The sequence below is a fragment of the Micromonospora sp. WMMD558 genome (assembly GCF_049315255.1).
In the GTDB taxonomy this organism is placed as follows: domain Bacteria; phylum Actinomycetota; class Actinomycetes; order Mycobacteriales; family Micromonosporaceae; genus Micromonospora.
Genome location: NZ_CP186061.1, coordinates 5,641,334 through 5,665,667 on the forward strand (window position 1 = coordinate 5,641,334; position 24,334 = coordinate 5,665,667).

18 protein-coding genes and 1 pseudogene are annotated in these 24,334 nt (G+C 73.8%); 10 read left to right on the forward strand and 9 right to left on the reverse strand.

Annotated features, from left to right (window positions below):
• Positions 1–53: 53 nt before the first annotated feature.
• From ACN26Y_RS26870 to ACN26Y_RS26885, 4 genes are all read left to right on the forward strand, one after another.
• Positions 54–2,141, forward strand: a complete 2,088-nt coding sequence (locus ACN26Y_RS26870) for a maltotransferase domain-containing protein (RefSeq protein WP_422733723.1) — start codon at positions 54–56, stop codon at positions 2,139–2,141.
• Positions 2,129–4,231 (forward strand): 1,4-alpha-glucan branching protein GlgB, encoded by a 2,103-nt coding sequence (gene glgB / locus ACN26Y_RS26875; RefSeq protein WP_155332944.1) that lies wholly within the window; start codon positions 2,129–2,131, stop codon positions 4,229–4,231. Before ACN26Y_RS26870 ends, glgB begins: the two co-directional genes overlap by 13 nt.
• 326 nt (positions 4,232–4,557) lie before the next feature.
• A complete protein-coding gene (locus tag ACN26Y_RS26880) occupies positions 4,558–5,901 on the forward strand; it encodes a hypothetical protein (protein WP_422733724.1) in 1,344 nt (447 codons plus the stop codon).
• 374 nt (positions 5,902–6,275) lie between these two features.
• Positions 6,276–6,854, forward strand: a complete 579-nt coding sequence (locus ACN26Y_RS26885) for a hypothetical protein (protein WP_196255965.1) — start codon at positions 6,276–6,278, stop codon at positions 6,852–6,854.
• Positions 6,855–6,995: 141 nt separating this feature from the next.
• Here the strand turns inward: ACN26Y_RS26885 and ACN26Y_RS26890 are convergent, their stop codons facing one another.
• Positions 6,996–8,075 carry an App1 family protein gene (locus ACN26Y_RS26890; RefSeq protein WP_155332945.1) on the reverse strand — a complete coding sequence of 360 codons (1,080 nt, stop codon included), beginning with the start codon at positions 8,073–8,075 and terminating at the stop codon, positions 6,996–6,998.
• Here ACN26Y_RS26890 and ACN26Y_RS26895 point away from each other — a divergent pair.
• The 4 genes and pseudogenes from ACN26Y_RS26895 to ACN26Y_RS26910 all read left to right on the forward strand — a co-directional run.
• A pseudogene (locus ACN26Y_RS26895) lies at positions 8,074–8,303 on the forward strand (hypothetical protein); the annotation flags it as partial. The gene ACN26Y_RS26890 and the pseudogene ACN26Y_RS26895 overlap by 2 nt on opposite strands.
• Positions 8,304–8,448: 145 nt before the next feature.
• Positions 8,449–9,246, forward strand: coding sequence for a peroxide stress protein YaaA (yaaA, locus tag ACN26Y_RS26900; RefSeq protein ID WP_155332946.1), 798 nt, complete (start codon positions 8,449–8,451; stop codon positions 9,244–9,246).
• A 107-nt stretch (positions 9,247–9,353) separates the two neighbouring features.
• A complete protein-coding gene (locus tag ACN26Y_RS26905) occupies positions 9,354–10,016 on the forward strand; it encodes a hypothetical protein (RefSeq protein WP_155332947.1) in 663 nt (220 codons plus the stop codon).
• Between the two features lie 70 nt (positions 10,017–10,086).
• The gene (locus ACN26Y_RS26910; RefSeq protein ID WP_196255701.1) at positions 10,087–11,022 is read left to right on the forward strand and encodes a TAXI family TRAP transporter solute-binding subunit; all 936 of its coding nucleotides are present in this window, start codon (positions 10,087–10,089) and stop codon (positions 11,020–11,022) included.
• A gap of 45 nt (positions 11,023–11,067) precedes the next feature.
• Here ACN26Y_RS26910 and ACN26Y_RS26915 read toward each other — a convergent pair whose 3' ends face one another.
• Both ACN26Y_RS26915 and ACN26Y_RS26920 read right to left on the reverse strand, forming a co-directional pair.
• The gene (locus tag ACN26Y_RS26915; RefSeq protein ID WP_422733725.1) at positions 11,068–12,477 is read right to left on the reverse strand and encodes an ATP-binding protein; all 1,410 of its coding nucleotides are present in this window, start codon (positions 12,475–12,477) and stop codon (positions 11,068–11,070) included.
• 6 nt (positions 12,478–12,483) lie between these two features.
• A complete protein-coding gene (locus ACN26Y_RS26920; RefSeq protein ID WP_155332950.1) occupies positions 12,484–13,140 on the reverse strand; it encodes a response regulator transcription factor in 657 nt (218 codons plus the stop codon).
• A 97-nt stretch (positions 13,141–13,237) separates the two neighbouring features.
• Between ACN26Y_RS26920 and ACN26Y_RS26925 the strand changes: the two genes are divergently transcribed.
• Together ACN26Y_RS26925 and ACN26Y_RS26930 are read left to right on the forward strand one after the other, a co-directional pair.
• A complete protein-coding gene (locus ACN26Y_RS26925; protein ID WP_155332951.1) occupies positions 13,238–13,576 on the forward strand; it encodes a DUF952 domain-containing protein in 339 nt (112 codons plus the stop codon).
• 156 nt (positions 13,577–13,732) lie between these two features.
• Entirely contained in the window at positions 13,733–14,272 is a 540-nt protein-coding gene (locus ACN26Y_RS26930; protein WP_155332952.1) for an acyltransferase, read from the forward strand.
• 97 nt (positions 14,273–14,369) lie between these two features.
• On the opposite strand, the gene ACN26Y_RS26935 is transcribed toward ACN26Y_RS26930, so the two are convergent.
• From ACN26Y_RS26935 to ACN26Y_RS26960, 6 genes are all read right to left on the reverse strand, one after another.
• Positions 14,370–15,857, reverse strand: coding sequence for a glycosyltransferase family 39 protein (locus tag ACN26Y_RS26935; protein WP_196255702.1), 1,488 nt, complete (start codon positions 15,855–15,857; stop codon positions 14,370–14,372).
• A gap of 164 nt (positions 15,858–16,021) precedes the next feature.
• Positions 16,022–17,305 carry a nucleotide sugar dehydrogenase gene (locus ACN26Y_RS26940; RefSeq protein ID WP_155332954.1) on the reverse strand — a complete coding sequence of 428 codons (1,284 nt, stop codon included), beginning with the start codon at positions 17,303–17,305 and terminating at the stop codon, positions 16,022–16,024.
• Positions 17,306–17,310: 5 nt separating this feature from the next.
• Positions 17,311–18,867 (reverse strand): glycosyltransferase family 2 protein, encoded by a 1,557-nt coding sequence (locus ACN26Y_RS26945; RefSeq protein WP_155332955.1) that lies wholly within the window; start codon positions 18,865–18,867, stop codon positions 17,311–17,313.
• On the reverse strand, positions 18,864–20,429 hold the full coding sequence (locus ACN26Y_RS26950; protein ID WP_422734971.1) for a glycosyltransferase family 4 protein: 1,566 nt from the start codon (positions 20,427–20,429) through the stop codon (positions 18,864–18,866). The genes ACN26Y_RS26945 and ACN26Y_RS26950 overlap by 4 nt, the downstream gene beginning before the upstream one ends.
• A gap of 256 nt (positions 20,430–20,685) precedes the next feature.
• Positions 20,686–22,938: a glycosyltransferase gene (locus ACN26Y_RS26955; protein ID WP_422733726.1), complete on the reverse strand. Its 2,253-nt coding sequence runs from the start codon at positions 22,936–22,938 to the stop codon at positions 20,686–20,688.
• Complete coding sequence (locus ACN26Y_RS26960; protein ID WP_155332956.1) at positions 22,935–24,284, reverse strand: glycosyltransferase; 1,350 nt, start codon at positions 24,282–24,284, stop codon at positions 22,935–22,937. The genes ACN26Y_RS26955 and ACN26Y_RS26960 overlap by 4 nt, the downstream gene beginning before the upstream one ends.
• Positions 24,285–24,334: the final 50 nt, after the last annotated feature.

The following is a 24,334-nucleotide window of genomic DNA, read 5'->3' on the forward strand; positions in this document are numbered from 1 at the left end:
CGACCGTGGCGCTTGGTCGAGCGCGAAGCGATCTCTCGCAGTAGGTTGAACCGGTGACTGGTCGCTTCCCCATCGAAGACGTCTCCCCCGTCGTCTCGTGCGGCCGCTACCCGGCCAAGGCGGTCGTCGGCGAGCTGGTCCCGGTGTCGGCCCGCGCCTACCGCGAGGGCCACGACGCGCTGGGCTGCAATGTGGTCTGGCTCGGCCCGGACGGGCAGGCCCGGCCGTTCACCCGGATGGTCCCCGGCGAGCCGGGGCAGGACCGGTGGCACGCCACCATCCGGCCGGACGCGGTCGGCGAGTGGACGTTCACCGTCGAGGCGTTCGCCGACCCGTACCTGACGTGGCAGAACGCCGTGACCAAGAAGATCGCCGCCGGGCAGGGCCCCGAGGACCTGGCCAACGACCTCGCCGAGGGCGTCCGCGTGCTCACCGCCGCCGCCGAGCTGGTGCCCGCGGGCGACCGGAAGCGGGTGGCCGGCGCGGTCGCCACGCTCGCCGATCCGGCGCTGCCGCTCCCCCGCCGGGTGGGTCCCGCGCTGGAGCTGGCCGACCTGCTGTGGAAGCACCCGGTACGGGAGCTGGTCACCACCGGCGACGGGTACCGGCTCTGGGTCGACCGGAAGCGGGCACTCTTCTCCGCCTGGTACGAGTTCTTCCCCCGCTCGGAGGGCGCGATCCCGGCGACCGTCGACACGCCGGCCCGCTCCGGCACGTTCGCCACCGCCGCCGAGCGCCTGCCGGGTGTCGCCGCGATGGGCTTCGACATCCTGTACCTGCCGCCGATCCATCCGATCGGCCGGATCAACCGCAAGGGCCGCAACAACACGCTCGTCGCCGGGCCGGACGACGTGGGATCGCCGTGGGCCATCGGCGCCGCCGAGGGCGGCCACGACGCCATCCACCCCGACCTAGGTACGCCGGAGGACTTCCGGGACTTCGTCGCGGCCGCCGCCGAGGCGGGCCTGGAGGTGGCGATGGACCTGGCGCTGCAGTGCGCGCCGGACCACCCGTGGGTCACCGAGCACCCGGAGTGGTTCACCACCCGCGCCGACGGCACGATCGCGTACGCGGAGAACCCGCCGAAGAAGTACCAGGACATCTACCCGCTGAACTTCGACAACGACCCGGAGGGGATCCGCGCGGAGATCCTGCGGGTGGTGCTGCACTGGGTCGGCGAGGGCGTGAAGGTCTTCCGGGTCGACAACCCGCACACCAAGCCGGTGAACTTCTGGCACTGGCTGATCGCCGAGGTCAAGAAGGTCGACCCGGACGTGCTCTTCCTCGCCGAGGCGTTCACCCGGCCCGCCATGATGCACGGGCTCGGCAGGATCGGCTTCACCCAGTCGTACACGTACTTCACCTGGCGGACATCGGCGGCCGAGATGCGCGCGTACTGCGAGGAGCTCATGGCGGCCGTCGACTACATGCGACCGAACTTCTGGCCGAACACGCCGGACATCCTGCACGAGTCACTCCAGCACGGCGGCCCGCCGATGTTCAAGATCCGGGCGGTGCTGGCCGCGCTGCTCTCCCCGTCCTGGGGCATGTACGCCGGTTACGAGCTGTTCGAGCACGTCGCCCGTCCGGGCGCCGAGGAGTACCTGGACAACGAGAAGTACGAGCTGCGCCCCCGCGACTGGGCCGGCGCGCAGGCGCAGGGGCGTTCGCTCGCCCCGTTCATCGCCACCCTCAACCGGATCCGACGGGACAACCCGGCCCTGCACCAGCTCCGCAACCTGGTGTTCCACGACATCGACAACCCGGCGCTGCTCTGCTGGTCCAAGCGCGACGCGGACACCGGCAACACGGTGATCATGGTCTGCTCCTTCGACTCACACGGCGTGCAGTGGGGCAACACCACGCTGGACATGCCCGCGCTGGGCTTCGACTGGCACGAGCGGCTCACCGTGCACGACGAGCTGACCGGGGCCAGCTACGACTGGGGTCAACGCAACGCCGTCCGGCTCGACCCGTACCTGCAACCCGCGCACGTGCTCACCGTGCGCCGCCCGGTCCCGCCCGCGCCGGCCCCACCGCCGGCCGCCGCGCCGGCCGACCTCACCGTCGAGGCCGTGCCCGACGACCTCTCCGGCGGCACCGCCCCCACCTCGAAGGACGAAGCCCGATGGACCAGCTGATCGCCGGCCACACCCACGATCCGCACGCGGTGCTCGGGGCCCACCCGACCGACGGTCGCACCACGATCCGCACGTTGCGCCGCGGCGCCGGCGACGTCGCGGTCCTCGTCGACGGGGAGCGGCACCCGATGAAGCGGGTCCACGACGCCGGGATCTTCGAGGCGGTCGTCCCCGGTGAGGTGCTCGACTACCGGGTCGAGGTCGACGGGCGGCCGCACGACGACCCGTACCGTTACCCGCCGACCCTCGGCGAGCTGGACCTGCACCTGATCGGCGAAGGCCGGCACGAGCGGCTCTGGGAGGCGCTCGGCGCCCGGGTGTTCGACGAGGGCGTGGCGTTCAGCGTCTGGGCGCCCAACGCGCGCGGCGTCCGGGTCGTCGGGGACTTCACCGGCTGGGCCCCGGACGACGGCTGGCCGATGCGCTCGCTCGGCTCCAGCGGCGTGTGGGAGGTCTTCGTGCCAGGGGTCGGGGTCGGCGCCCGGTACAAGTACCGCGTCCTGGGGCCCGACGGGCACTGGCGGGACAAGGCCGACCCCCTTGCGGCGTACGCGGAGGTGCCGCCGGCCACCGCGTCGGTGGTGCACCACTCGGCGTACGAGTGGAACGACGCCGCCTGGCTTGAGCGGCGGGCCCGGCGGGCGCCCCACCAGGAGCCGATGAGCGTCTACGAGGTGCACCTCGGCTCGTGGCGGCCCGGCCTCGGCTACCGGGAACTGGCCGAACAGCTGACCGCGTACGTGACCGGGCTGGGCTTCACCCACGTGGAGTTCCTGCCGGTGATGGAGCACCCGTTCGGTGGCTCGTGGGGCTACCAGGTCACCGGCTACTACGCGCCCACCTCCCGGTTCGGCGACCCGGACGAGTTCCGCCACCTCGTCGACACCCTGCACGGCGCCGGCATCGGTGTGATCCTCGACTGGGTGCCGGCGCACTTCCCGCGCGACGAGTGGGCCCTCGCCCGCTTCGACGGCACCCCGCTGTACGAGCATCCCGACCCGCGCCGGGGCGAACACCCCGACTGGGGCACGTACGTCTTCGACTTCGGCCGCCGCGAGGTGCGCAACTTCCTCGTGGCCAACGCCCTCTACTGGTGCGAGGAGTTCCACGTGGACGGGCTCCGCGTCGACGCGGTGGCCTCGATGCTCTACCTGGACTACTCGCGCCAGGAGGGTCAGTGGGTGCCGAACCGGTACGGCGGCCGGGAGAACCTGGAGGCGATCGCGTTCATGCAGGAGACGAACGCGACGGTCTACCGGCACCACCCCGGCGTGGTGATGATCGCCGAGGAGTCGACGGCCTGGCCCGGCGTCACCCGGTCCACCGACGACGGCGGGCTCGGCTTCGGGTTCAAGTGGAACATGGGCTGGATGCACGACACCCTGCTCTACACCTCGAAGGACCCGATCTACCGGCAGCACCACCACCATCAGCTCACGTTCTCCCTCGCGTACGCCTGGAGCGAGAACTACGTGCTGCCGATCAGCCACGACGAGGTCGTGCACGGCAAGGGCTCGCTCGCCGGCAAGATGCCCGGCGACACGTGGCAGCGGCTCGCGAACGTGCGGGCGCTGCTCGCGTACATGTGGGCGCACCCGGGCAAGCAGTTGCTGTTCATGGGGTGTGAGCTGGCCGACGACCGGGAGTGGAGCGAGGAGCGCGGCCTCGACTGGTACCTGCTGAACGACCCGGGCCGGGCCGGTGTCCAGCGGCTGGTCGGCGACCTCAACCGCGTCTACCGCGACACGCCCGCCCTGTGGGCGCAGGACACCGAGCCCGCCGGATTCCGCTGGATCGCCGGGGACGACGTCGCCAACAACACCGTCTCGTTCGTCCGGATCGCCCCGGACGGCGCGACGCTGGTCTGCGTGGCGAACTTCTCCGCGCTGCCGCTGGAGGCGTACCGGGTCGGCCTGCCCGCCGGTGGGACGTGGGCCGAGGTGGTCAACACCGACGCCCACCACTACGGCGGCTCCGGCGTGGGCAACCTCGGGCAGGTACGCGCCGAGGACGTGCCCTGGCACGGGATGCCGGCGTCGGCGGCGCTCCGCGTACCTCCGCTCGGCGTCCTCTGGCTCCGCCCCGCCTGAGCGGCGGCGTCGCCCGCCCGGCCGCATCCGGCGGCCTCCGGCGGCTCGGCGGTCCCGGCCGCATCCGGCGGCGCCCGGCGGTGACCCTCGCGACTCCGTCGACGGCGCGGCGTCCGGTTCGCCGGAGGACCTCGCCGTCAGGTCTGGTGGATCGTCAACTGTCAGCGACCGACGGTCACTCCGGGTGCCGCTCAGTCGCCCAGTTCGTCACGCTGAGTGGATAGTTTGGCCTTCAGGCGTAGATTGTCTGAACTCCGTCCACTGCCCTGCCGTACCGCACATCGGATGCCGGCCACTTCCTGACGGACGAGGCGGAGGGAGCTTCGATGGCGTGGACGAGACGCACCAGCAGCAGGACGACGGTAACGCCGCGGCAGCGGAAGATCGCCGGGGTCGCCGCGATCGCGGTGACGACCGGAGCGGCGTTCGCCGTGGCCACCGGCGTCGGCCAGGCGGCGGAGAACTGCCAGGGGCTCGACACCGCACTACGCAACAACCTCACGTTCATCGCCGGCCAGCGCCAGAACCCGGACGCCAACTCGGCGGCGCGGATCGCCAACCGGCAGGCGGTCGTGGACCTGCTCCAGCAGCGGCGGGCCGCCGCCGGCTGCACAGGTCAGGTGGAGGTCGCCGGCGCGGTCTGCCCGGAGGTGCCGTGGGACGTCGCGGTGGCGGCGCGGGCGAACGAGGCGTGGGCGGCCACCGAGCGGTTACGCGCCGAACGGGCCGGCCGGATCGACGACCCGCGGGCGACCGCCGCCCGGGTGCAGCAGGTGGACGGCATCGTCGACTCGATCGGCGGAATCGTGGACCAGGCGCGCGAACGGGCCGCGCAGCGGGCGTCCGGGAAGGCGGCGGCGCCGGGAGGCGGGGCCGAGCGGGCCGCGGCGATCGTGGGCCAGATCGGCGGCCTGATCCAGCAGATCGCGGGACTGGTGGAGGCGGCTGGCGCCGGAGCTGAGGCCGACCAGGAGGCGGGCCAGGACGCCGGAGCCGACGCGGACGCCGAGGCGGGCGCCGGTCAGGAGGCCGGCGACGCCGGAGCGGGTCAGGAGGCCGGCGACGCCGGAGCCGACGCGGACGCGGGTGAGGCCGGTGCCGGCGAGACGGGGACGGGCGACGCCGGAGCCGGCGAGGACGCCGGCGCGGAGCAGGGTGCCGGTGCTGAGGAGGACGCCGGCGCGGAGCAGGAGGTCGGTGCCGAGCAGGACGCGGCGGACCAGATCGCGGCCCAACTGGCGGAGGTACGGGCCCTGATCCAGGAGATCAGGGCGCTCGTGGAGGCTATCCAGCAGGCCCGCGAGGAAGCCGACGCGGGCAACGACGCCGAGGCCGGGGCGGGCGACGCCGAGGCCGGTGACGCCGGTGCGGGCGACGCTGCGGGCGACAAGGCCGGTGCGGGTGACGCCGATGCCGAGGCAGGTGACGCCGGTGCGGGCGACGCCGCTGGCGATGCGGCCGGAGCGGGCGACGAGGCCGGCGCGGGCGACGCCGAGGCGGGAGCGAACGGCAACGGCAAGGCAGGCGGAAACGGCAAGGCAAACGGAAACGGCAAGGCAGGCGCCGGCAACGCGAACGGCAACGGCAATGGCAATGGCAAGGCCGGCGGTGCCACGGCTCCCGTCATGGTGGACGACCCCAGCCCGGCTGGCTGCCTGAACGACAACTGAGATCGACTCCATGCCGCCGGCATGGGGCTGTCACCGGGTGCCGGAAGGCGTGATGCCGGCGGCATGGAGAAGAGCACGCTCAGCGGGGCGTGGGCCAGGACCGACCTGGCCCACGCCCCGCCCCAGCTTGTGCACACCGTCGGCGATGTTGGAAGGAACCGGCCCCTGTGGAGGGGCCGGAAGCTTCCAAGATCTGTGAGGCGGGTGGCGGGTCGACATGTCGCGCCTCGTCACTTCGGTCACTGGCCGTGACGCCGGTGGCGACACACTGCTGATCTTGTGGGCGCCGGCGTGCACGGCCCTGAACGATCAGCGTGCGCCGCCCGTACCGCTCACCGATGCCGGGCCGTTACGAGGGACGTGAAGGAGCTTCGATGGCGTGGACGACGGGCACAACCAACAGGGGCGGGAAGACCACCGCGCGGCAGCGCAAGATCGCGGGTCTCGCCGCGGTCGTGGTCACCACGGGCGTGGCGTTCGCGGTGGCGACCGGCACCGGGCAGGCGGCCGAGAGCTGCCAGGGTCTGGACAACGCCCTGCGTAACAATCTCGCCTTCATCGCCGGGCAGCAGCAGAACCCGGACGCCCAGTCGGCGGCCCGCATCGCCAATCGGCAGGCGGTCGTCGACCTGATCCAGCAGCGCCGGGCGGCGGCGGGCTGCACCGGTGAGGTGGAGGCGCCCGGCGCGGGCCAGGCCGGCAACGGCGGCCAGGCCGGTAACGGCAACGGCCAGAACGGCAACGGCGGCCAGAACGGCAACGGCGGCGAGAACTGCCAGGGTCTGGACACCGCGCTGCGCAACAACCTGACCTTCATCGCCGCGCAGCGGCAGAACCCGGACGCCCAGTCGGCGGCCCGCATCGCCAACCGGCAGGCGGTCGTCGACCTCATCCAGCAGCGCCGGGCTGCGGCGGGCTGCACGGCCCAGGTCGAGGTGCCGGGCGCCAACTGAGGCCCTGCGGGACGCGGGCGCCGGCGCACGGCCGTCAGACCGGCTCCGCGTCCCGCAGCACCCTCCACAGGCAGCGCCGCGACAGACGTCAGACCAGACCCGCGTCCCGCAGCAGCGTCAGGGACACCGGCACGACGGGCGTCAGACCAGGCCCGCGTCCCGCAGCAGCTTCCACAGGCCGGCGCCGTCCGGCGCGGAGAGCCACTTCTGCCCCAGCGGGCCGGCGGACGAACTGTCACCGGCGGGGTGGGGCAGGCTGCCGGCGAGGACCGCCTGGGTGGGCGAGAGCCGACGGATCGCCACCCCGGCCACGTTGTCGGGGTGGGCGGCGGCGAACTCCCGGTAGATCTCCTGGTCGTGCTGGCCGTCGTCGCCGACCAGCAGCCACTTCACCTCGGGGAACTCGCGGGCCAGCCGGGCCAGGGTGGCCCGCTTGTGCTCCCGGCCGCTGCGGAACCACCGGTCGGCGGTCGGGCCCCAGTCGGTCAGCAGCAGCGGTCCGGCCGGGTAGAGGTGCCGGGACAGGAAGCGGGTGAGGGTCGGCGCGACGTTCCACGCCCCGGTGGACAGGTAGAAGACGGGAGCGCCGGGGTGCGCGGTCACCAGCCGCTCGTAGAGCACCGCCATCCCGGGCACCGCCGCGCGGGCGTGCTCGTCCAGGACGAACGTGTTCCAGGCGGCGAGCAGCGGCCGGGGCAGCGCGGTGACCATCACCGTGTCGTCGATGTCGGACAGGATGCCGAAGCGCACCTGCGGGTCGAGGATGCGCACCGGCGCCTCGACGGGCTCCGCCTCGGGCGCGCTGATCCGTACCGAGCCCCAGCCCGGGGGCAGGTCCGCCTCGACCACGGTGTCGACGAAGCCGCTGCGGTCGGTGCGGGTCTCGTGCCGCTGCCCGCCCGATTCGATGGTCACGGTGACGTACTTGGCGGGCAGGGTGGTGAAGCTGCGCCAGCCCCGGACCTTTTCCAGGCGGCCCCGCTGCCGGGTGTCCGGCCGCCCCAGCAGCACGCGGCACATCACGCGGACCCAACCGGGCGCGCCGTAACCCGTGTAGGCGACGATGTTGGTCCGCCAGCCGGTCCGGCGCAGGCGGCGTTCGACCAGGTGGTGGACGGCGTCCTCGAGCCGCGCGGCCCGGTGCAGTTGGGGAACGGCCAGCTGGCCTGCGGCAGTGGGTGGCACGTTGCAACCCTGCCACAAGCGGCGCACGTCGGCCATGCGAGGCGATTTCGTTGCGCTGGTGCTCGTGGTGGCCGCGTCGCGTGTCGACTGGTCCTCACGCTGCACACCATTCCGGTGTCGAACAGCGACGAGGCCACCGTCGGGCTCGCCGCTCTGCACATCGCCGAGGGCCGGAACACCCCGTCTTCCTGTACGGCCAGCGCTACCTGGGGATGTTGGAGGCGACCTGGCCGTCCCCTGGTCGCCCTCGCCGGGCCGAGCTGGCTGCTCCGGGACCGAGCCGACGCCGCGCTCGTCGCCACGGGTATCGCGTGTACCACCCGGAGACGCCGGTCCGGCCCTGGCGGTAGGGCGGGGACGTACCCTGGCCTCCTCCGGTGCGCGGGCACCGGGAGCGAGGAGTCCCCCGATGCTCATCCTGCTGCCGCCCTCGGAGGGCAAGGCCGACGCCGGCACCGGCCGACGGCTCGACCTCTCCCGCCTCTCGCTGCCGGAGCTGACCCCGGCCCGCGAGGAGGTGGCGGCGGCACTGGTCGGCGTGTCCGCCAGCGGCGACGAGGACGCAGCCCTGACCGCGCTCGGGTTGAGCCCGGGTCAGCGCGGCGAACTGCGCCGCAACGCCCGGCTGCGGGAGGCGGCGACCGCGCCGGCCGAGCGCCTCTACACCGGGGTGCTCTACGAGGCCCTCGACCTCGCCACGCTGCCGCCGGCCGCGGTGCGCGCCGCGCGCCGGACGGTCCTGATCAGTTCCGGCCTGTGGGGCGCGGTCCGTCTCACCGACCGGATCCCGCCGTACCGGTGCCCCGTCGGGGCGAGGCTCCCCGGTGTCGGGGCGCTGTCGGCGTACTGGCGGCGGGCGCTGGCGCCGGTGCTGACGGCGGCGGCCGGTGACGGACCGGTGCTGGACCTGCGCTCCGGCGCGTACGCGGCGACCTGGACCCCGCGTGGCGCGGTCGCCGGCCGGACCGTGACGGTGCGGGTGCTGCACGAGCGGGACGTCGACGGGGTGCCGGTCCGGTCGGTGGTCAGCCACTTCAACAAGGCCACCAAGGGTCGCCTCGTGCGGGACCTGCTGACCGCCGGGGCCCGGCCACGGACCGCCGACGGGCTGGTGGCGGCGCTGCGGGACCTGAAGTACACGGTGGTGGAGCAGCCGTCGGCGGCGGGCCGGCCGCGCGCGGTCGACGTCGTCGTCACCGAGCTGTAGGACAAGCCTCCCGCAAGATTTCCTCAAAGCTCGGCCGGATGTGTTCCGCCGGCGGCAGGCAGCGGCCACGGTAGGGGAACCCCGACGCCGCCCGAAGGAGTCCCGAGGTGGAACCCATCCTGCTCGACCGACCCCGGCCGCCGTCGATCCCGCCACCGCTGGACTGGCTGACGCTGGCCGACGCGTTCGAGGCGGCCTGCCTTCTGCGCTGCGTGACCCCGCCGACGGTGGCCGGGCCCCGGCGGACCACCCCCGCGTACCGGCCCGGGATCGTCGAGTTCAACCGCGAGGACGCCGCCCTGCGGATGCGTCAGCTACTCGACCGGCTCGACGTGCCCGTGACGCACGAACGTTCCGTGGGCGGTCTGCGCCGCCGCTTCGAACTGCACCGGCTGACCGTGCCGGTGGCCCGGCGGCACGCGTACGCGACCGCGTTGGAGACCGGCTGGCGGCAGGGACGGCGGGAGCTGCTCGGCGGGCCGGTGCCCGGCGCGTCGGCCGCCCGGCGCGTGTGGCGGCCCCGCCTCGCGGCGGCGGCCTGGCGTGCCGCGCTGCTGGCCGGCGGTCGGCACGTACGCCGGCACATCCTCGGGGTCCGGCTCACCGACCGGGAACTGGCCGCGGTGCTCGTCCGGGGCGCCGCCCTGCTGGAGGTCCCGGCCCTGCTGCGTCCCGGGACCGGCTGCTTCCTGGTCAGCGTCGCGCACGGCCCGGACCGGGAGCGCATCCTGGAGGCCGCCGAGTTGGGCGCCCCCCGCGAGGCGGACTGACGGGCCGCATCTGGGCGAACCGGGCGGGCCAGCTTGCGGTCGACCGCCCCGACGGCGCACAGTGCAGCCCGTGAACGCACGTGCCCGCCGAGCCACCGCGGCGCTGCTGGCCCTGGCGCTGGCGGCCGTGCTGCCCGGGTGCCGGGACGACGCCGCCCCGCCGCTGCAGATCCGCATCGCCACCGGCAGCCCCACCGCCGTGTACCACGCCTTCGGGCAGTCGCTGGCCACCATCCTGAACCGGGAGCTGCCGAACGTCCACGCCAGCGTGGTGGTGACCCCGGCGTCGGCGGAGAACGTCCGGCGGGTCGGCGCCGGCTCGGCCGAGCTGGGCTTCACCCAGGCCGACGTACTGCCCGCCGCCCCGGGGGCCGACCCGTCGGTGGCCGCGGTCGCCCGGGTGTACGACGACCTGCTGCACCTCGTCACCAACGCCGCCGGCGGGATCCGCACGCTCGCCGACCTGCGCGGCCGGCGGGTGTCGGTGGGCGCGCCGGGCTCCGGCACCGAGATCACCGCGTCCCGGCTGCTCGACGTCGCACGGCTGGGCGGCGAGGGCGTACGCCGGGAGCGGCTCGGCCTGGACGACTCGGTCGCTGCGCTGCGTGCGGGTCAGATCGACGCGTTCTTCTTCTCCGGCGGCCTCCCGGTGCGGGGGGTGGCGGAACTGGCCCGCGACCGGCACGTCCGGATCGTCGACCTCGGTGGGTGGACCGAGCCGCTGCGCGCCCGCCACCCCGGCGTCTACGTCTCCCGGGACGTCCCGCGCTCGGTGTACGGGGTGGAGCCGATCACCACCGTCGCCAATCCCAACTTCCTGATCGTCCGCGCGGACCTGCCGGAGTGGCTGGTCCGCGAGGTGACCCGGCTGCTGATGGAACGGCGGGAGGAACTGGCCGCGGCCCACCCGGCGGCCGGCCGGATGAGCCCCCGCTCGGCCATCACCACCACCCCCCTGCGGCTGCACCCGGGGGCCGCCGCCTGGTACCGCGCCGCGAAACCGTAAGGAAGGGTCCCCTCTTAACGCCTGGCGTAGTAGAAGGGTCCCTTCCTAACGTCCGTCGCTGGGGGCGGGTGGGGCGTCGCCGGCGTCGGGCGGCGCCGGGAACCACAGCGTGGCGCTGAGGCCGCGCGGCGAGTTCGGGCGCATGGTGAGCCGCCCGTCGGAGGCGTCCACGAGGACCGCGACGATGGTCAGGCCGAGCCCGGCGCCGTCGATGTTCTGGACCTCCGGCGCCCGCCAGAACCGCTCGGTCGCCTGGTCGAGCTGGCTCGCCGTCATACCCGGGCCGGTGTCGCGTACCTCCAGGCTCGTCCCGCCGTCGCCGTGCCGGACCGCCACCGTGACCTCGCCCCCGGCGCCGCTGAACTTCACCGCGTTGTCGATGAGCGCGTCCAGCGCCTGGTCGACGGCGGTCGGCACGGTACGGGCGTACGCCGGGGCGTCGCCCACGGCGAGGCGCAGCGTGACCGACCGCCGGCGGGCGAGCGGATCCCACGCCGCGACCCGGCTGGCGGCGATCGCCGCCGCGTCGACGGTGACCCGCAGGTTCTCGGTGCGCTCCGCCCGGGCCAGGGTGAGCAGGGCGTCCAGGACGAGGGCCAGCCGGTCGGTCTCCTCCAGCGCGAGCCGGTGCTCGGTGCGGCCGTCCGGATCCGTGAGGGTGGTTCCCAGCTCCTCCACCCGCAGCCGCAGCGCGGTCAGCGGGTTGCGGAGCTGGTGGCTGGCGTGCGCCACGAACGCCCGTTGCCGGTCCATCACGTCCGAGACCGCGTCGGCCATGTTGTTGAAGCTCGCCGCCAGCCGGCGCAGCTCCGGCGGCCCGAGCCGGTGCTGCACCCGGGCGTTCCGGTCCCCCTCGGCGATCTCGTGGGTCACCACGTCCAGCTCGGTGACCGGGCGCAAAACCCACCCGGCCAGCCCGAACGCGGTCAGCACGCAGGCCAGCACGGCGAGCAGGCCCGCGGCGGTGAGCACCAGCCACCAGGTGGTGACGGTCCGCCGGACCGTGGCGGCGGAGGTCGTGGTGACCACCGCGCCGAGCACCTCACCGCCGTCGTTGATCGGTACCGCGACCACGATCGGCCCGTCCACCCACGGCCACACCGACTCGGGTCCGCTGGCCTGCTGGCCGGAGAGCGCCACGTCGAGGGCGGCCCGGGTGCCGGGCGCGGGGCGCCAGCTCGCCGACGCCACGACGGTACGCCGGTCGCGGTCCACCACGGCGGCGCCGATGCCGTACAGATCGTCGTAGCTGTCCAGCTCGTTGTTCAGCGGGCCGGGGACGCCGCCGCGCAGCGCCGGCCCGGCCAGCGAGGCGAAGCGGGTGGCGTCGGCGAGCCGGTCCGCACGGACCCGCTCGGTCTCCCGGCTGGCCAGGGTGGCCGCCAGCGGCGTCTCCAGGGCGATCAGGACCAGCACCATCAGCAGCAGGTAGCTGATCACCAGACGGCGTCGCACCGCGCCTCACTCGCCGCGCAGCCGGTAGCCGACCCCGCGTACGGTCTCCACCAGGCGGGGATCGCCCAGCTTGCCGCGCAGCGAACCCACGTGCACCTCGACGGTGTGCCGGTCGGCCCAGGTGGTGCCCCAGGCGTCCAGCAGGATCCGGTCGCGGGGCACGGCCACGCCCGGCTGCCGGGCCAGGGAGAGCAGCACGTCGAACTCCTTGCGGGTCAGCGCCACCTCCCGGTCGTCGACACGGACCGTCCGGGCCCCCACGTCGATTCGGACCGGCCCCACCTCGATCAGGTTCCGCTCCGGGGCCGCGTGCGCCGCGCGGCGCAGCACCGCCTCGATCCGGGCCTGCAGCTCCACCATCGAGAACGGTTTGACCACGTAGTCGTCGGCGCCGAGGCGCAGCCCGAGCACCCGGTCCCGCTCCTCCCCCCGGGCGGTCACCGCGATGATGCCGAGCTGGCTGCTGCGCCGGCGCAGCTCGCGGCACAGGTCGGTGCCGTCGCCGTCGGGCAGGGTGAGGTCGAGCAGCACCAGGTCGCAGGGGGCGGCGGAGAGCGCGGCGGCGACCGTCGCCGCGTGTTCCACCTCGTAGCCCCGCCGGGTGAGCGCGGCGGAGAGCGCGGCAGCCACCCGGCGGTCGTCCTCGACCAGCAGGATGCGCACCGGCGTACCCCCAATCGTCTCCGTCGCCGACCACGAATGGTGACAGACGGCGGCGCCGAGCGGGAGGGCCGGTCGCGGGCAGCCTTAGGCTGCCGGTGTGATCTACAAGCTGCTGGCCACCACGGAATGGGACGACGCGCTCGCCGCCGGGCATTTCACCGGCACCGCGCTGGACCATCAGGACGGCTTCGTCCACCTGTCCGGGCCGGACCAGGTGGTCGAGACCGCCCGGCGGCACTTCACCGGCGCCACCGGGCTCACCCTGCTGACGGTCGACCCGGCCCGGCTGGGCGGGCGGCTGCGTTGGGAGCCGTCCCGGGGCGGCACGCTCTTCCCGCACCTGTACGGGCCGCTACCGGTCACCGCGGTGGTGGCCGCGACGGCGCTGCCGGCGGACGTCCCGGTCGCCGACGCGGTGGCGGCGCTGGTCGGCTGAGCCGCTGAGCGGGTGGCTATGCTACGCCAGTCCGTCCGCCCGGATCGTGACGTTCCGGGCGGAGCCGGTGACGGCGTCCCGGACCGCCGCGGCTGGCCGCCCCCGGGCGCTCCCGACGTGGCGCGACGCCGCGCCCCGAGACCGATGCGAGATGACATGACTGACACCAACGACCGGCCGCCGGTCTTCGTCCACCCCAGTGCCGACGTGGAGGCCGGCGCCCAGGTGGGTGACGGCACGAAGGTCTGGCACCTGGCCCACGTCCGATCCACCGCCCAGGTGGGCGCGGGCTGCGTCATCGGCCGCAACGTGTACGTCGACGCCGGGGTGACGGTCGGCGACCTGGTGAAGATTCAGAACAATGTCTCGGTGTACCAGGGTGTGACCCTCGAGGACGAGGTCTTCGTCGGCCCGTGCGCGGTCTTCACCAACGACTTCCGGCCCCGCGCGCAGAACCCGGACTGGACCATCACCCCGACCCTGGTCCGCCGGGGCGCCTCCATCGGCGCCAACGCCACCCTCGTCTGCGGCATCGAGGTCGGCGAGTACGCCATGATCGCCGCCGGGTCCGTGGTGACCAAGGACGTCAAGCCGTACCAGCTGGTGGCCGGGAACCCGGCCCGCCCGAGGGGCTGGGTCAACGAGAAGGGCGAGGTGGTCTCCCGCGACGTGGACAACCCGCCGGCGCAGCACTGACGGACGCGACGACGGCCGGCCTTGCCGAAGGCTGAGCACGCGGACGACGACGGCCCCGACCGTTTCGGTCGGGGCCCGTCCTGTCGGGCGGTCGGGTTCAGTAGAAGTTCTCGTAGAGGCCTTGGAGGAACACCGCCTGGCCCACCGAGAGCGCGACCAGGCCGGCGACGACCCCACCGGCCCACCGCCGGGGCAGGTTCCGGGTCCACGCGTCGACCACCAGCCCTGCCGAGGCCGCGACCAGCGGGTAGAGGAAGGCCCAGGTCCGCTCCACCTCACCCGGACGCAGCTTGGTCAGTTCCGACGGCAGCGACGCCCAGACGAGCATGACGACAACCAGCACGAGCACCAGCACCGGCCGGCGGGAGCCGGGCACCTTCACGACGAGGCCGGCGATTCCCAGCACGGCCAGCGGAAGACCCGCGTAGATCAGCCAGGCCGCCGGGCTCGCCACGATCCAGTACGGGTCGTAGGGCCGGGCGGCCTGTGGTGACGCCTGGTAGGAGGCGAAGACGTCGAAGCCGAGCGTGAGCCACGCCAGGGCCAGCACGGCGACGCCACCGGCCGCGGCCGCGCCCAGCAGCCGCGCTCCGGTGCGCAGCCCGGTCTGGATCAGCACCGCCAGCGTCGCCGCGATGACGATGAACGAGGTGGCGAACGTCATCAGGGTGCCCACCCCGAGCACCGCACCGGCCGTGGCGGCGACCGGCGCGGACCGCCGGTGGATCGCGAGGACGAACAGGGCCGCACTCATCGTCATCACCGTCGCGAAAACGGTGTCCAGGTTGGTGTAGGACAGCATGAGCGGTCCCGGCGCCGCGGCGAAGAGCACCGCCCCGATCCGGCCGGCCCGCTCCCCGCCCAGGGTCCGGCCGATCAGCCAGGCCGACACGGCCGCGGCGAAGGCGACCACCGCGATCGCGACGGCGATCCGCAGGGGGTGGGACGCACCGACGACCCGGAAGAGCAGGTACAGGAAGACCAGCACCCCGGGGGGATGCGTCCAGGAGTTGTAGGAGTCGAACTCCGGGCCGAGGTCTGGGTGTTGCTCGATGAAGCCGCGCACTCCGAGCTCGTACACGAAGTGCAGGTCGGAGGTGTAGTACGCCACCCGGTCCGGCTCGGTGCTCAGTCCCCGGGTGAGGTGGCGCCATTCGCCCCGGACCAGGGCGATCGTGGCCGCCGTCGTCACCCCGGACACGACGACGAGGGCGAGTGCCGACCATCTCGGCATCCGTAGTCGAGTGGTGATCAACCAGGCGACGGCGGCCAGGACCACGCCGGCCGGTATCACGGTCAGGGCCAGCTCGTCCCACACCGGGATGAAGACGCCGTAGATCGGGGGCCGCTTGAAGGCGCCGAACTGGATCGGCGGCCGGTGGTGGCTGAACCACCAGAAGCCGTACAGGGCGGCGGCGGTGGCGGCCATCGCGACGACCGGCCAGATCCCCCAGCGCAGCGCCGGCGGGTCCGAATGGTCCGCCGCCGGCGCTTCCCGGCCCTCCGCCGGTGGCGGCTGGTCGGCGTCGACGGCCGGACCCGGGGCTTCGGCGCTTCGGCCCTCCCGGCCGAATTCTTCGATCACCTCACATCCCCTCATCGGTCGGAGGATCGGGCCGTGCAGCGGCGGCGGCACGGGTGGCCCTGCCTCGACACTGTAGAGGATGCCGCCCTGACCCGGGGGGACGTCACATCCACAGTAGAGGGCCCCGACCGTGGCCGGTCGGGGCCCTCCAAGGCGGAGCGGGATCAGCCGCCGATGACGACGCGGCGCACGTCTGCCCAGCGGGCCGGGTCGGTGACGCGGCGACCGTCCACCAGCACGCGCACCGACGGCAGGTCGCTCGCGGCCAGGGTCCGGTACTCCGCGTGGTCGGCCTGGATCAACGCGGCCGTGACCTCCTGGCCCTCGTACGGCGGCAGGCCGTGCGCGGCGAGCTCCTCGGAGCTGTACATCGGGTCCGACACGTACGGCCTGGCACCCCGGGCGCGCAGCGCCTCGACGGTCGGGAAGACGCCGGAGAACGCCGTCTCCTTGACCCCGCCCCGGTACGCCGCGCCCAGCACCAGGACACCCACGTCGGTCAGGTCGCCGTACGCCGCGGCGAGCAGATCCACCGCGTACTCCGGCATCGCCGCGTTGGCCTCCCGGGCGGAGCGGACCACCGTGGCGGCCGGGTCGTTCCACAGGTACATCCGCGGGTAGATCGGGATGCAGTGCCCGCCGACGGCGATGCCCGGCGTGTGGATGTGGCTGTACGGCTGCGAGTTGCAGGCCTCGATGACCTTGAGCACGTCCACGCCGACGCTGTCGGCGAACCGCGCGAACTGGTTCGCCAGGCCGATGTTGACGTCCCGGTACGTGGTCTCGGCGAGCTTGGCGAGCTCGGAGGCCTCGGCGGAGCCGAGGTCCCACACGCCGTTCGGGCGGGGCAGGTCGGCGCGCTCGTCGAAGTCGAGCACGGCCTGGTAGAACTCGACGCCGTGCGCGGCCGAGGTCTCGTCGATGCCGCCCACCAGCTTGGGGTAGCGGCGCAGGTCGGCGAAGACCCGGCCGGTGAACACCCGCTCCGGGCTGAAGACCAGGTGGAAGTCCTTGCCGGCGGTCAGGCCGGAGCCCTCCTCCAGCATCGGCGCCCAGCGGGTGCGGGTGGTGCCGACCGGCAGCGTGGTCTCGTAGCTGACCAGCGTGCCCGGCTTGAGGCCCCGCGCGATGGCCCGGGTGGCGTCGTCCATCCAGCCGAAGTCCGGGACGCCCTCGGCGTCCACGAAGAGCGGCACGACCACGACGACGGCCTCGGACTCGGCGACCGCCGTGGCGGTGTCGGTGGTGGCCGACAGCAGACCGGCGGCGACCACCTCCTTGAGTTTGACGTCCAGGTCGGTCTCGCCGGGGAACGGCACCGCACCGTCGTTGACGAGGCTCACGACCCGCTCGGACACGTCGGCACCGATGACCCGGTGCCCCTTCGACGCGAACTGCACGGCCAGCGGCAGCCCGATCTTCCCGAGGGCGACGACGCAGATGTTCATGACTACTACTTTCCTCCTAGTGGAAGCCTGCGCCGCAGGCGGGCCATCAACCGGCGCGGCGTTACGGGTGCTACGGCGATGACGAGCTGGCCCTTGTGGTTGGTGGTGGTGGTCAGGACGTGCAGCCGGGCGCCGCGACGCAGCACCGCCCGCTGGGGCACCGGGCGCCGGGCGCCGCGCAGCGCGGCGACGCCGATGGCGCCGAACGCGTCCACGTGCGTCTGGACGGTGCGCAGCTCACCGCCGGGGCCGGCGCCGTCCAGCAACCGGTCCAACGGAATACGGGCCCGCACGGTCGTGCCCGTGGCGTCCGGGACGACCGAGACGGTCACGCCGGTCACGTCGCCGGCGGCGAGCCGGACGGCCGACGCCAGCTCCGGCAGGTCGTGCCGCGGGCTGCGGGCGGTCACCAGCAGCGCCCGGGACCCCTCGAAGGCGGCCGAGACGGTGTCGAGCCGGGCGACCCAGTCGGCGGCAGTGTCGGTGATCTCGTACCAGGCGTCCGGGATGCGCAGGTGCGGGTCCCGGAAGCCCGGGTAGCCGGCGTACCAGCGCTCGCCGTCGACCACCGCGGGCGGGATGCCCAGTTCGGCGTCCTGCCGGATCACCGCGAGCAGGTGGTCGGTGTCGCCGTACCGGGCGGCGGCCAGGCGGACCCGGGCCTCGATCGGGAGCCGGTCGCGGATGCGGTCGGTGAGGTGCCCCTCGGCGAGGGCCCGGACGCCGGCGACCACCCGGTCCTGGACGTCGCGCTCCAGCCGCAGGAAGTCGTTCTCCAGCAGCTTGGCGATCTCCCAGGTGAAGTGACGCAGCAGCACCGCGTCCCGCTCCGGGCCGGCCTCGACCAGCTTGGCGACGAACGCGACCAGGTCCTCGGCGCAGCGCAGCCGCTCGAGGTGGCGGCTCTTGTAGGTGATGTTGCGAGCGTTGAGCCGGCGGACCGCGAAGTAGTAGTCGTAGTCGGCGAGGACGGAGACGCGGCGGGCCCGGACGCAGGCCTCGATGGTGAACGGCTGGTCGCTGCCGACCGGCATGTCCTCCGGGTAGCGCAGGCCGTACCGCTCGATCAGCTCCCGGCGGAACAGCTTGGTGTTCGACAGGGACCAGGGCAGGGCCGAGTCGAACAGGTCGACGTCGGCGGTGGTCTCCGCGTAGATCGCCTGGTGGATGTAGCGGCTGTTCACGCCGACCAGGCGTCCCAGCACCACGTCGGAGTCCCACCGGTCGGCGGCGGCGACGAGCCGCTCCAGCGCCTCCGGCCCGAGGTAGTCGTCGGAGCCGATGAAGAAGACGTACCGGCCGGTGGCCAGTTCCAGCGCCCGGTTACTCGGCGCGGCCGGGCCGCCGGAGTTGGGCTGGTGCACCACCTTCACGGTGCCCGGGTAGAGGCGGGCGAACCGGTCCAGCTCCCGGCCGCTGCCGTCGGTGGAGCCGTCGTCGACGGCGATGACCTCCAGCCGGTCCCGCCCGATCGTCTGCTCCACGAGGGAGGTCAGGCACCGGGTCAGGTACGGCATCGTGTTGTAGACCGCGGTGACGACCGTGACGTCGGGGGTGCTCACGTGCCGACCCCGAGCGCGGGCCGCGGGTCGCCCGGAGCGGGCTCGCCGGCGCGCCCCGGCGCGGGCGGGCGACCCGGCAGCAGCCGGCGGTAGACCGAGTCCAGCACCTCGGCCTGCGCCTCCCACGTCCAGCTCTGGAGCAGGCCCGGCCGGTCGTACGCGGCCCGGTAGCGCTCCGGGTCGGCCAGCACCGCCGTGACCGCGCGGACGAAGTCGGCCACGTCCTCGGCCCGGAACACCTCGCCCTGGCCGGTGGAGCGGACCGTAGCGGCCATCGTCTTCACGTCGCTGACGATCATCGGCAGCCGGGCGTGCGAGTACTCGAAGAATTTGGTGATCAGCGCGATCTCGTGGTTGGGCCAGTGGTGGATCGGGATGACCCCGGCGTCCGCGCCGGCCAGGAACGGCACCACCTGCCAGTGCGCCACGTACGGCAGGGCGTGCACCCGGTCGGCGACGCCGAGCTTCCGGGCACGGGCCAGCACCCCGGACACGTACGGGCCGTCCGGCTTGTTGACCACCAGCGCGACGTGGACGCCGGGCAGCCGCGGGAGCGCGTCGACCATGATGTCCAGGCCGCGCTGCCGGGCGGCGGCGCCGCTGTAGACCAGCAGCGGCACGTCCGGGCCGACCCCGCAGCGGGCGCGCAGGTCCGGCGCGGCGGCGTCCGGGTCGAGGTCCTCGGAGTCGGCCGCCGGAGCGTTGAGCACGACGTCCGGCGTCTCCGCGAGCCGGTGCTCGCGCTGGAGCAGTTCGGCGAGGCCGTCGGAGACCGTCACCACCGCGTCGGCGTACGGGGCGTACTCCCGCTCGTGCGCCATGTGGGCGGGCAGCCAGCGGGCGTTGTCCTGCCACGGCTTGAGCCCGGGCAGGAACTCGTGCGCGTCCCACACCACCTTGATCTCGCGGCCTCGCGCCCGGGCCCGGATCTTCGCCCGTGCGGCCACACCGAGCATCCGGAAGTCGTTGGCGTGGATCAGGTCCGGCGCCAGCTCGTCGATCACCGGGCCGTACGCCAGCTCGTAGTCCCAGAGGCTCGGCTCCAGCCGCCGCCACGCGCCGTCGCCCTTCACGGACTCCCAGAACAGCGTGTATGCGCGGTCCCACGGGTTGCGGAACTTCCGCCGCGTCCGGGCCTGGGTCAACATCCAGTAGCGGCCGGAGACCCAGGTGGCGGAGAGCTTGGCGAGACCCTGCTCGGCGCGCAGGAGCCGGCGGCGCAGCGTCAGCCGGGGGGTGCCGGGAGCGGCCACGGCGAGCTGGGCGGCCCGGACCTCGAGGTCGGCCCGCCACGCCTTCACGCTCTGCTGACGGTGGGCGGCGACGCCGTTCGGCGGATAGGCCAGCGGCCAGCGCAGCCAGGCCCGCCGGAACTCGTGCCGCCGCCGGGCCAGCGGTGCGGGCATCGACAGCAGCCGCACCTGCGCCCGGCCCAGCTGCCAGGTCCGCTCCTCGGTCACGGGCGAGCGGCCCAGCAGGACGACCTCCCAGCCGGCCTCGGCGGCCGAGCGGGCGGCCTTCTGCACCCGGGAGTCACCGTTCACACCGTTGTCGACCAGCATGACCACCCGCCCGCGCGGCTGCGCGGCAGCGCCGTCCATCGCCATCGTGCCCGTTTCCGCCTCTCCTGCGGACCGCTGTTCGCCTTCGTGGACGGCCCGCACCGAGCGGGACCGTCGGCTCATCACGCCGGAGCCGGCCCGCGAGCCTCCGCGAGTCTACGCGAGGCGCACCCCGAGCTGCCGCCACCTCGCGACCCCGCGACCGGGCGCCCGGCGCCCCTGCCCTGAGCTGCGGTTCGGGCGCCGGGCGCGCGGATCAGCGGGACACGGGCTCCGGCGGCACGAGGGACGTGGTGACCGTCAGGTCGGTGCGTAGGCGGCCCAGCTGCCACCCGATCGAGACGCCGAACACCCCGGCCACCACCACGCGCTCGGTACGGGCGAGGTCGAGCTTGGGCAGCACATCCCGCCAGACGATCTTCCACAGCACGCGGGGACGCACAATCCGGTAACCGGGGTAGAAGACCGACGTGTGGAACCACCGGGCGGCCGAGCTGTGGGTGCGCTCCAACCGGGACACGACCAGCTCCGGCCAGAGCGCCTCGCTCCCCTTCGCCCGCCGCCGGGCCACCGAGATCGCCTTGCCGGGGACGCGGTAGACGGCCAACTGCTCGGCCCGGTACACCGGGCGCCGCCGCTCGCCGGCGTCGATCGGCAGCAGGCGCACCCGCTCGTCAACCTCGGACCGACGCCACTGGAGCGGGTCGTTGGTGATCACATCGACCCGGTAGCCCCGGTCGAGGAGGCGCTGGACGTACTGCCGGACGAGCTTGAACTGCGGGGGGCTGATCGAGACCAGCACGACCCGCGGCGCGCCCGTGTCCAGCGGCAGCGGACCGGGCGGCACGGTCCCACCGGTCGCCTCGGTGGCGTCCGTCGCGGCCACCACGGGCGCCGCCTCCTCGCCCGGTACGGGCACCTCGGCCGCCAGCACCTCGGCCGCCTCGCTCACCTCGGCCGGCGCGTACACCTCCCGCAATCGGGTCGCGACCGCCTCCCGCCCGTACCGCTCGACCAGGGTGGCCCGCGCCGTCGGCAGGTCCAGTTCGTCGATGTGCTTGCGCAGCTCGCGGTAGCCCTCCACGAGCACCGCCGGGTCCTCGCTCACCTCGACCAGGAGGCCGGCCCGCCGGTTGAGCCCGCTCAACGTCTCCTGCGGGCCCTCGCTCGCCGCCACCAGAACCGGCGTGCCACAGGCGACGGCCTCCACCACGGTCATCCCGAACGTCTCGGCCGGGCTGGCGTGCACGAGCAGGTCGTGCGCACGCATCAGGCTGGGAACCTCCGCCGGCGACACCGCCGGGCGGAGGTCCACCCGGTCGCCGTACGGGCTCCGCGCGGTCTCCTCGCGGATCCGCTCCACGAGCGGCCCGGCGCCGACCAGCGTCAGCGTGGCCGCCGGCTCCTCGGCCGCCACGGTGAAAAACGCCGACAGCAGCCGGTCGACGCCCTTCTGCTCGCTCAGCCGGCCCACGTACAGCCACCGCAGCAGGTCCCGCGGCGGCTCGGTGCGCGGCGCGAAGTCGGCGAAGTCGATGGCGTTGGGAACGACGCGCAGCTTGTGCTCGTGGTGCGGGAACTCGTCCCGGACCTGGTCGTACAGGTACCGGCTGACGCACAGGAACACGTCGGCCCGGTGCAGCGCCTCCTCGTAGAGCCGGCGGGCGGCGGGCTGCTTGAAGATCGGCCGCAGGAAGCTGGCGTGCTCGGTGATCACCACCCGGGCGTCGGGCCGGGCCAGCCGCTGGGCGACCACGCCGCCGTAGATGCCGGTGTGGCCGTGCACGATCGGGGCCTCGATCTGGCCCGTCGGCAGGGTACGGCGCATCGCCTCGACGTGCCCGAGGGCCCAGGCGGCGTAGTCACGCCGGGACGAGATGGGCACCGGGACCCGGGTGACCTCCCCCGCCGGCGTGTCCCGCACCAGCGGGCCGACCCGTCCGGCCAGGCGCGCGGCGGCGAGGGAGATCGCCTCGACGTCCGGGGCGTCGTACCGGTACGGCCAGTCCTCGGTGTGCAGGACGGACACCCGCGGATGCTCCGCCCGGACCGCGCCGATGGTGGCTTCCACGAACGCACCGGCCAGCGGGTTGTTCGCCGACGGGTACCAGGGCGTGACGACCGCCAGGTCGGCCGGGGCGGGCCGGCGACCCGGCTCGGGCACCGGCTCGAAGGTGACGGCGAGGCCGGCCCACCGCCGGGCCGCGTCCCAGGCCGCGGGGAAGCCGTACGGGTCGCCGACGACGAGCAGGTCGGCGCCGCGCAGCGGGCCGTTGCGGTCGCGCAGCAGCCGCCGGGCGGTCCGGGAGGTGGCCCGCGGGTCACCGCTCTCCACTCGGTGCACCGCAACGCCCGCCGGCAGGTCGACGTGACTCCATTCAGGCATGTCGGGCACGACGAGCGCGACGCGCGCGCCGTCGGCGGTCAGCCGGGCCGCGTGCTGCTCGGCCGCCCGGACCCGGTGCGGGCCGAGGGCGAGGTAGACGACCTGACGGGGTTCGGTACTCAACGGGACTCCTCGACCAGCGCGCGCATCCGGGCCTCCCACGGCTGCAGCGTCGCGCTCCTCGTGTACATGTCGGCATGCTGTTGGGCGGCAGCGTGCCGGGACGGGTCCTGCTCCCGGGCGGCCTTGGCGGCGGCGACGAACGACTCGGCCACGGAGTCTGCGTCCAACCGTTCGCCGGCGAACCACAGCGGGTAGCCCTGCAGCACCTCGGCGGCGGCGATGTCCGGCCGGTGCACCGATACGACCGGCTTGCCGGAGGCCATGTACTCGAAGACCTTGCCAGATGTGACGTACCTGGCGCCGGGCACGCAGAAGACCAGCACGTCGGTCTCCGCGTACACCTGCGCCACGTCGGCCTTGCCGAACGAGCCCCGGTATCGGACCCCGACGTCCTCGTGCTGGAGCAGCTGCTCCCGCAACGTTTCGGCGGTCTGGGCGAAGAAGCCGAGGTGGCCGTGGACGTGCAGCTCGGCGTCGGCCATGACCGGGTCGGTCCGGGCCTTGCGCCAGCCCTCGAACAGCACGCCGAGCGGCAGGTACGGGGTCACCGTGCCGAGGTAGCCGAAGCGCAGCGGGCGGTCCGGGGCGGGCGGCTGGAACGCGGGTCTGCCGACGAACTCCGGCTCCCAGCCGTTCGGCACGACAGTCATCCGGTCGGCGGCGAAGGGGTAGCGCTCGGCGTACCACTGGCGCATGCCGTCGTTGACGTACACGATCTCGGCGGCGTCCCGCAGCACGCGCGCCTCCCAGGTGGCCGTACGCGTGCCCGGGCCGAACCGGACCTCCTCGGTGAACTGGTTGAAGGTCCAGGCGTCCCGGTAGTCGACCACGTACGGCACCCGCCAGGAGCGACCCAGGAACCAGGCGGCGGCGAACGATACGAACGGGTTGCCCGTGGCGACGACCAGGTCGAAACGGTTCCGGGCGTGCAGCGCGAAGGCGCGCTTGAGCAGGCCCGGAATCCAGCCGATGTAGTGCTCCGGCAGGAACAGGCTCTGCATCCGCCGGTAGAACCGGTCGGCTACCACGGGCACGGCCTTGCGGAGCCGGCTGAACCGGCGGACGTCGGTCTCCCAGTGGTACGTGTTCATCGGCGGCCGCTCGACGCGTACCCGCGGGTCGACGGTCGCCTCCAGCGTCTCGTCGCTGCCGCCCTCCAGGTAGTAGCTGAAGAACTCCCGGGGGGCGGTGATCACTGTCACATCCCAGCCGGCCTCCGCGTAGTGGTTGGCCGTCGCCCGGGCGCGGAAGACACCGCTGGCCCGGCTCGGCGGAAAGAAGAAGGCCAGGTAGAGCAGGCGGGGACGCCGGCCGGCGGGGCCGGCGGGCTGCACATCTCGTCGCATCGCGCTTTCTTCGCTCGGTGTCGTGGCCACGGCGGGGCACCGGGGCCTTG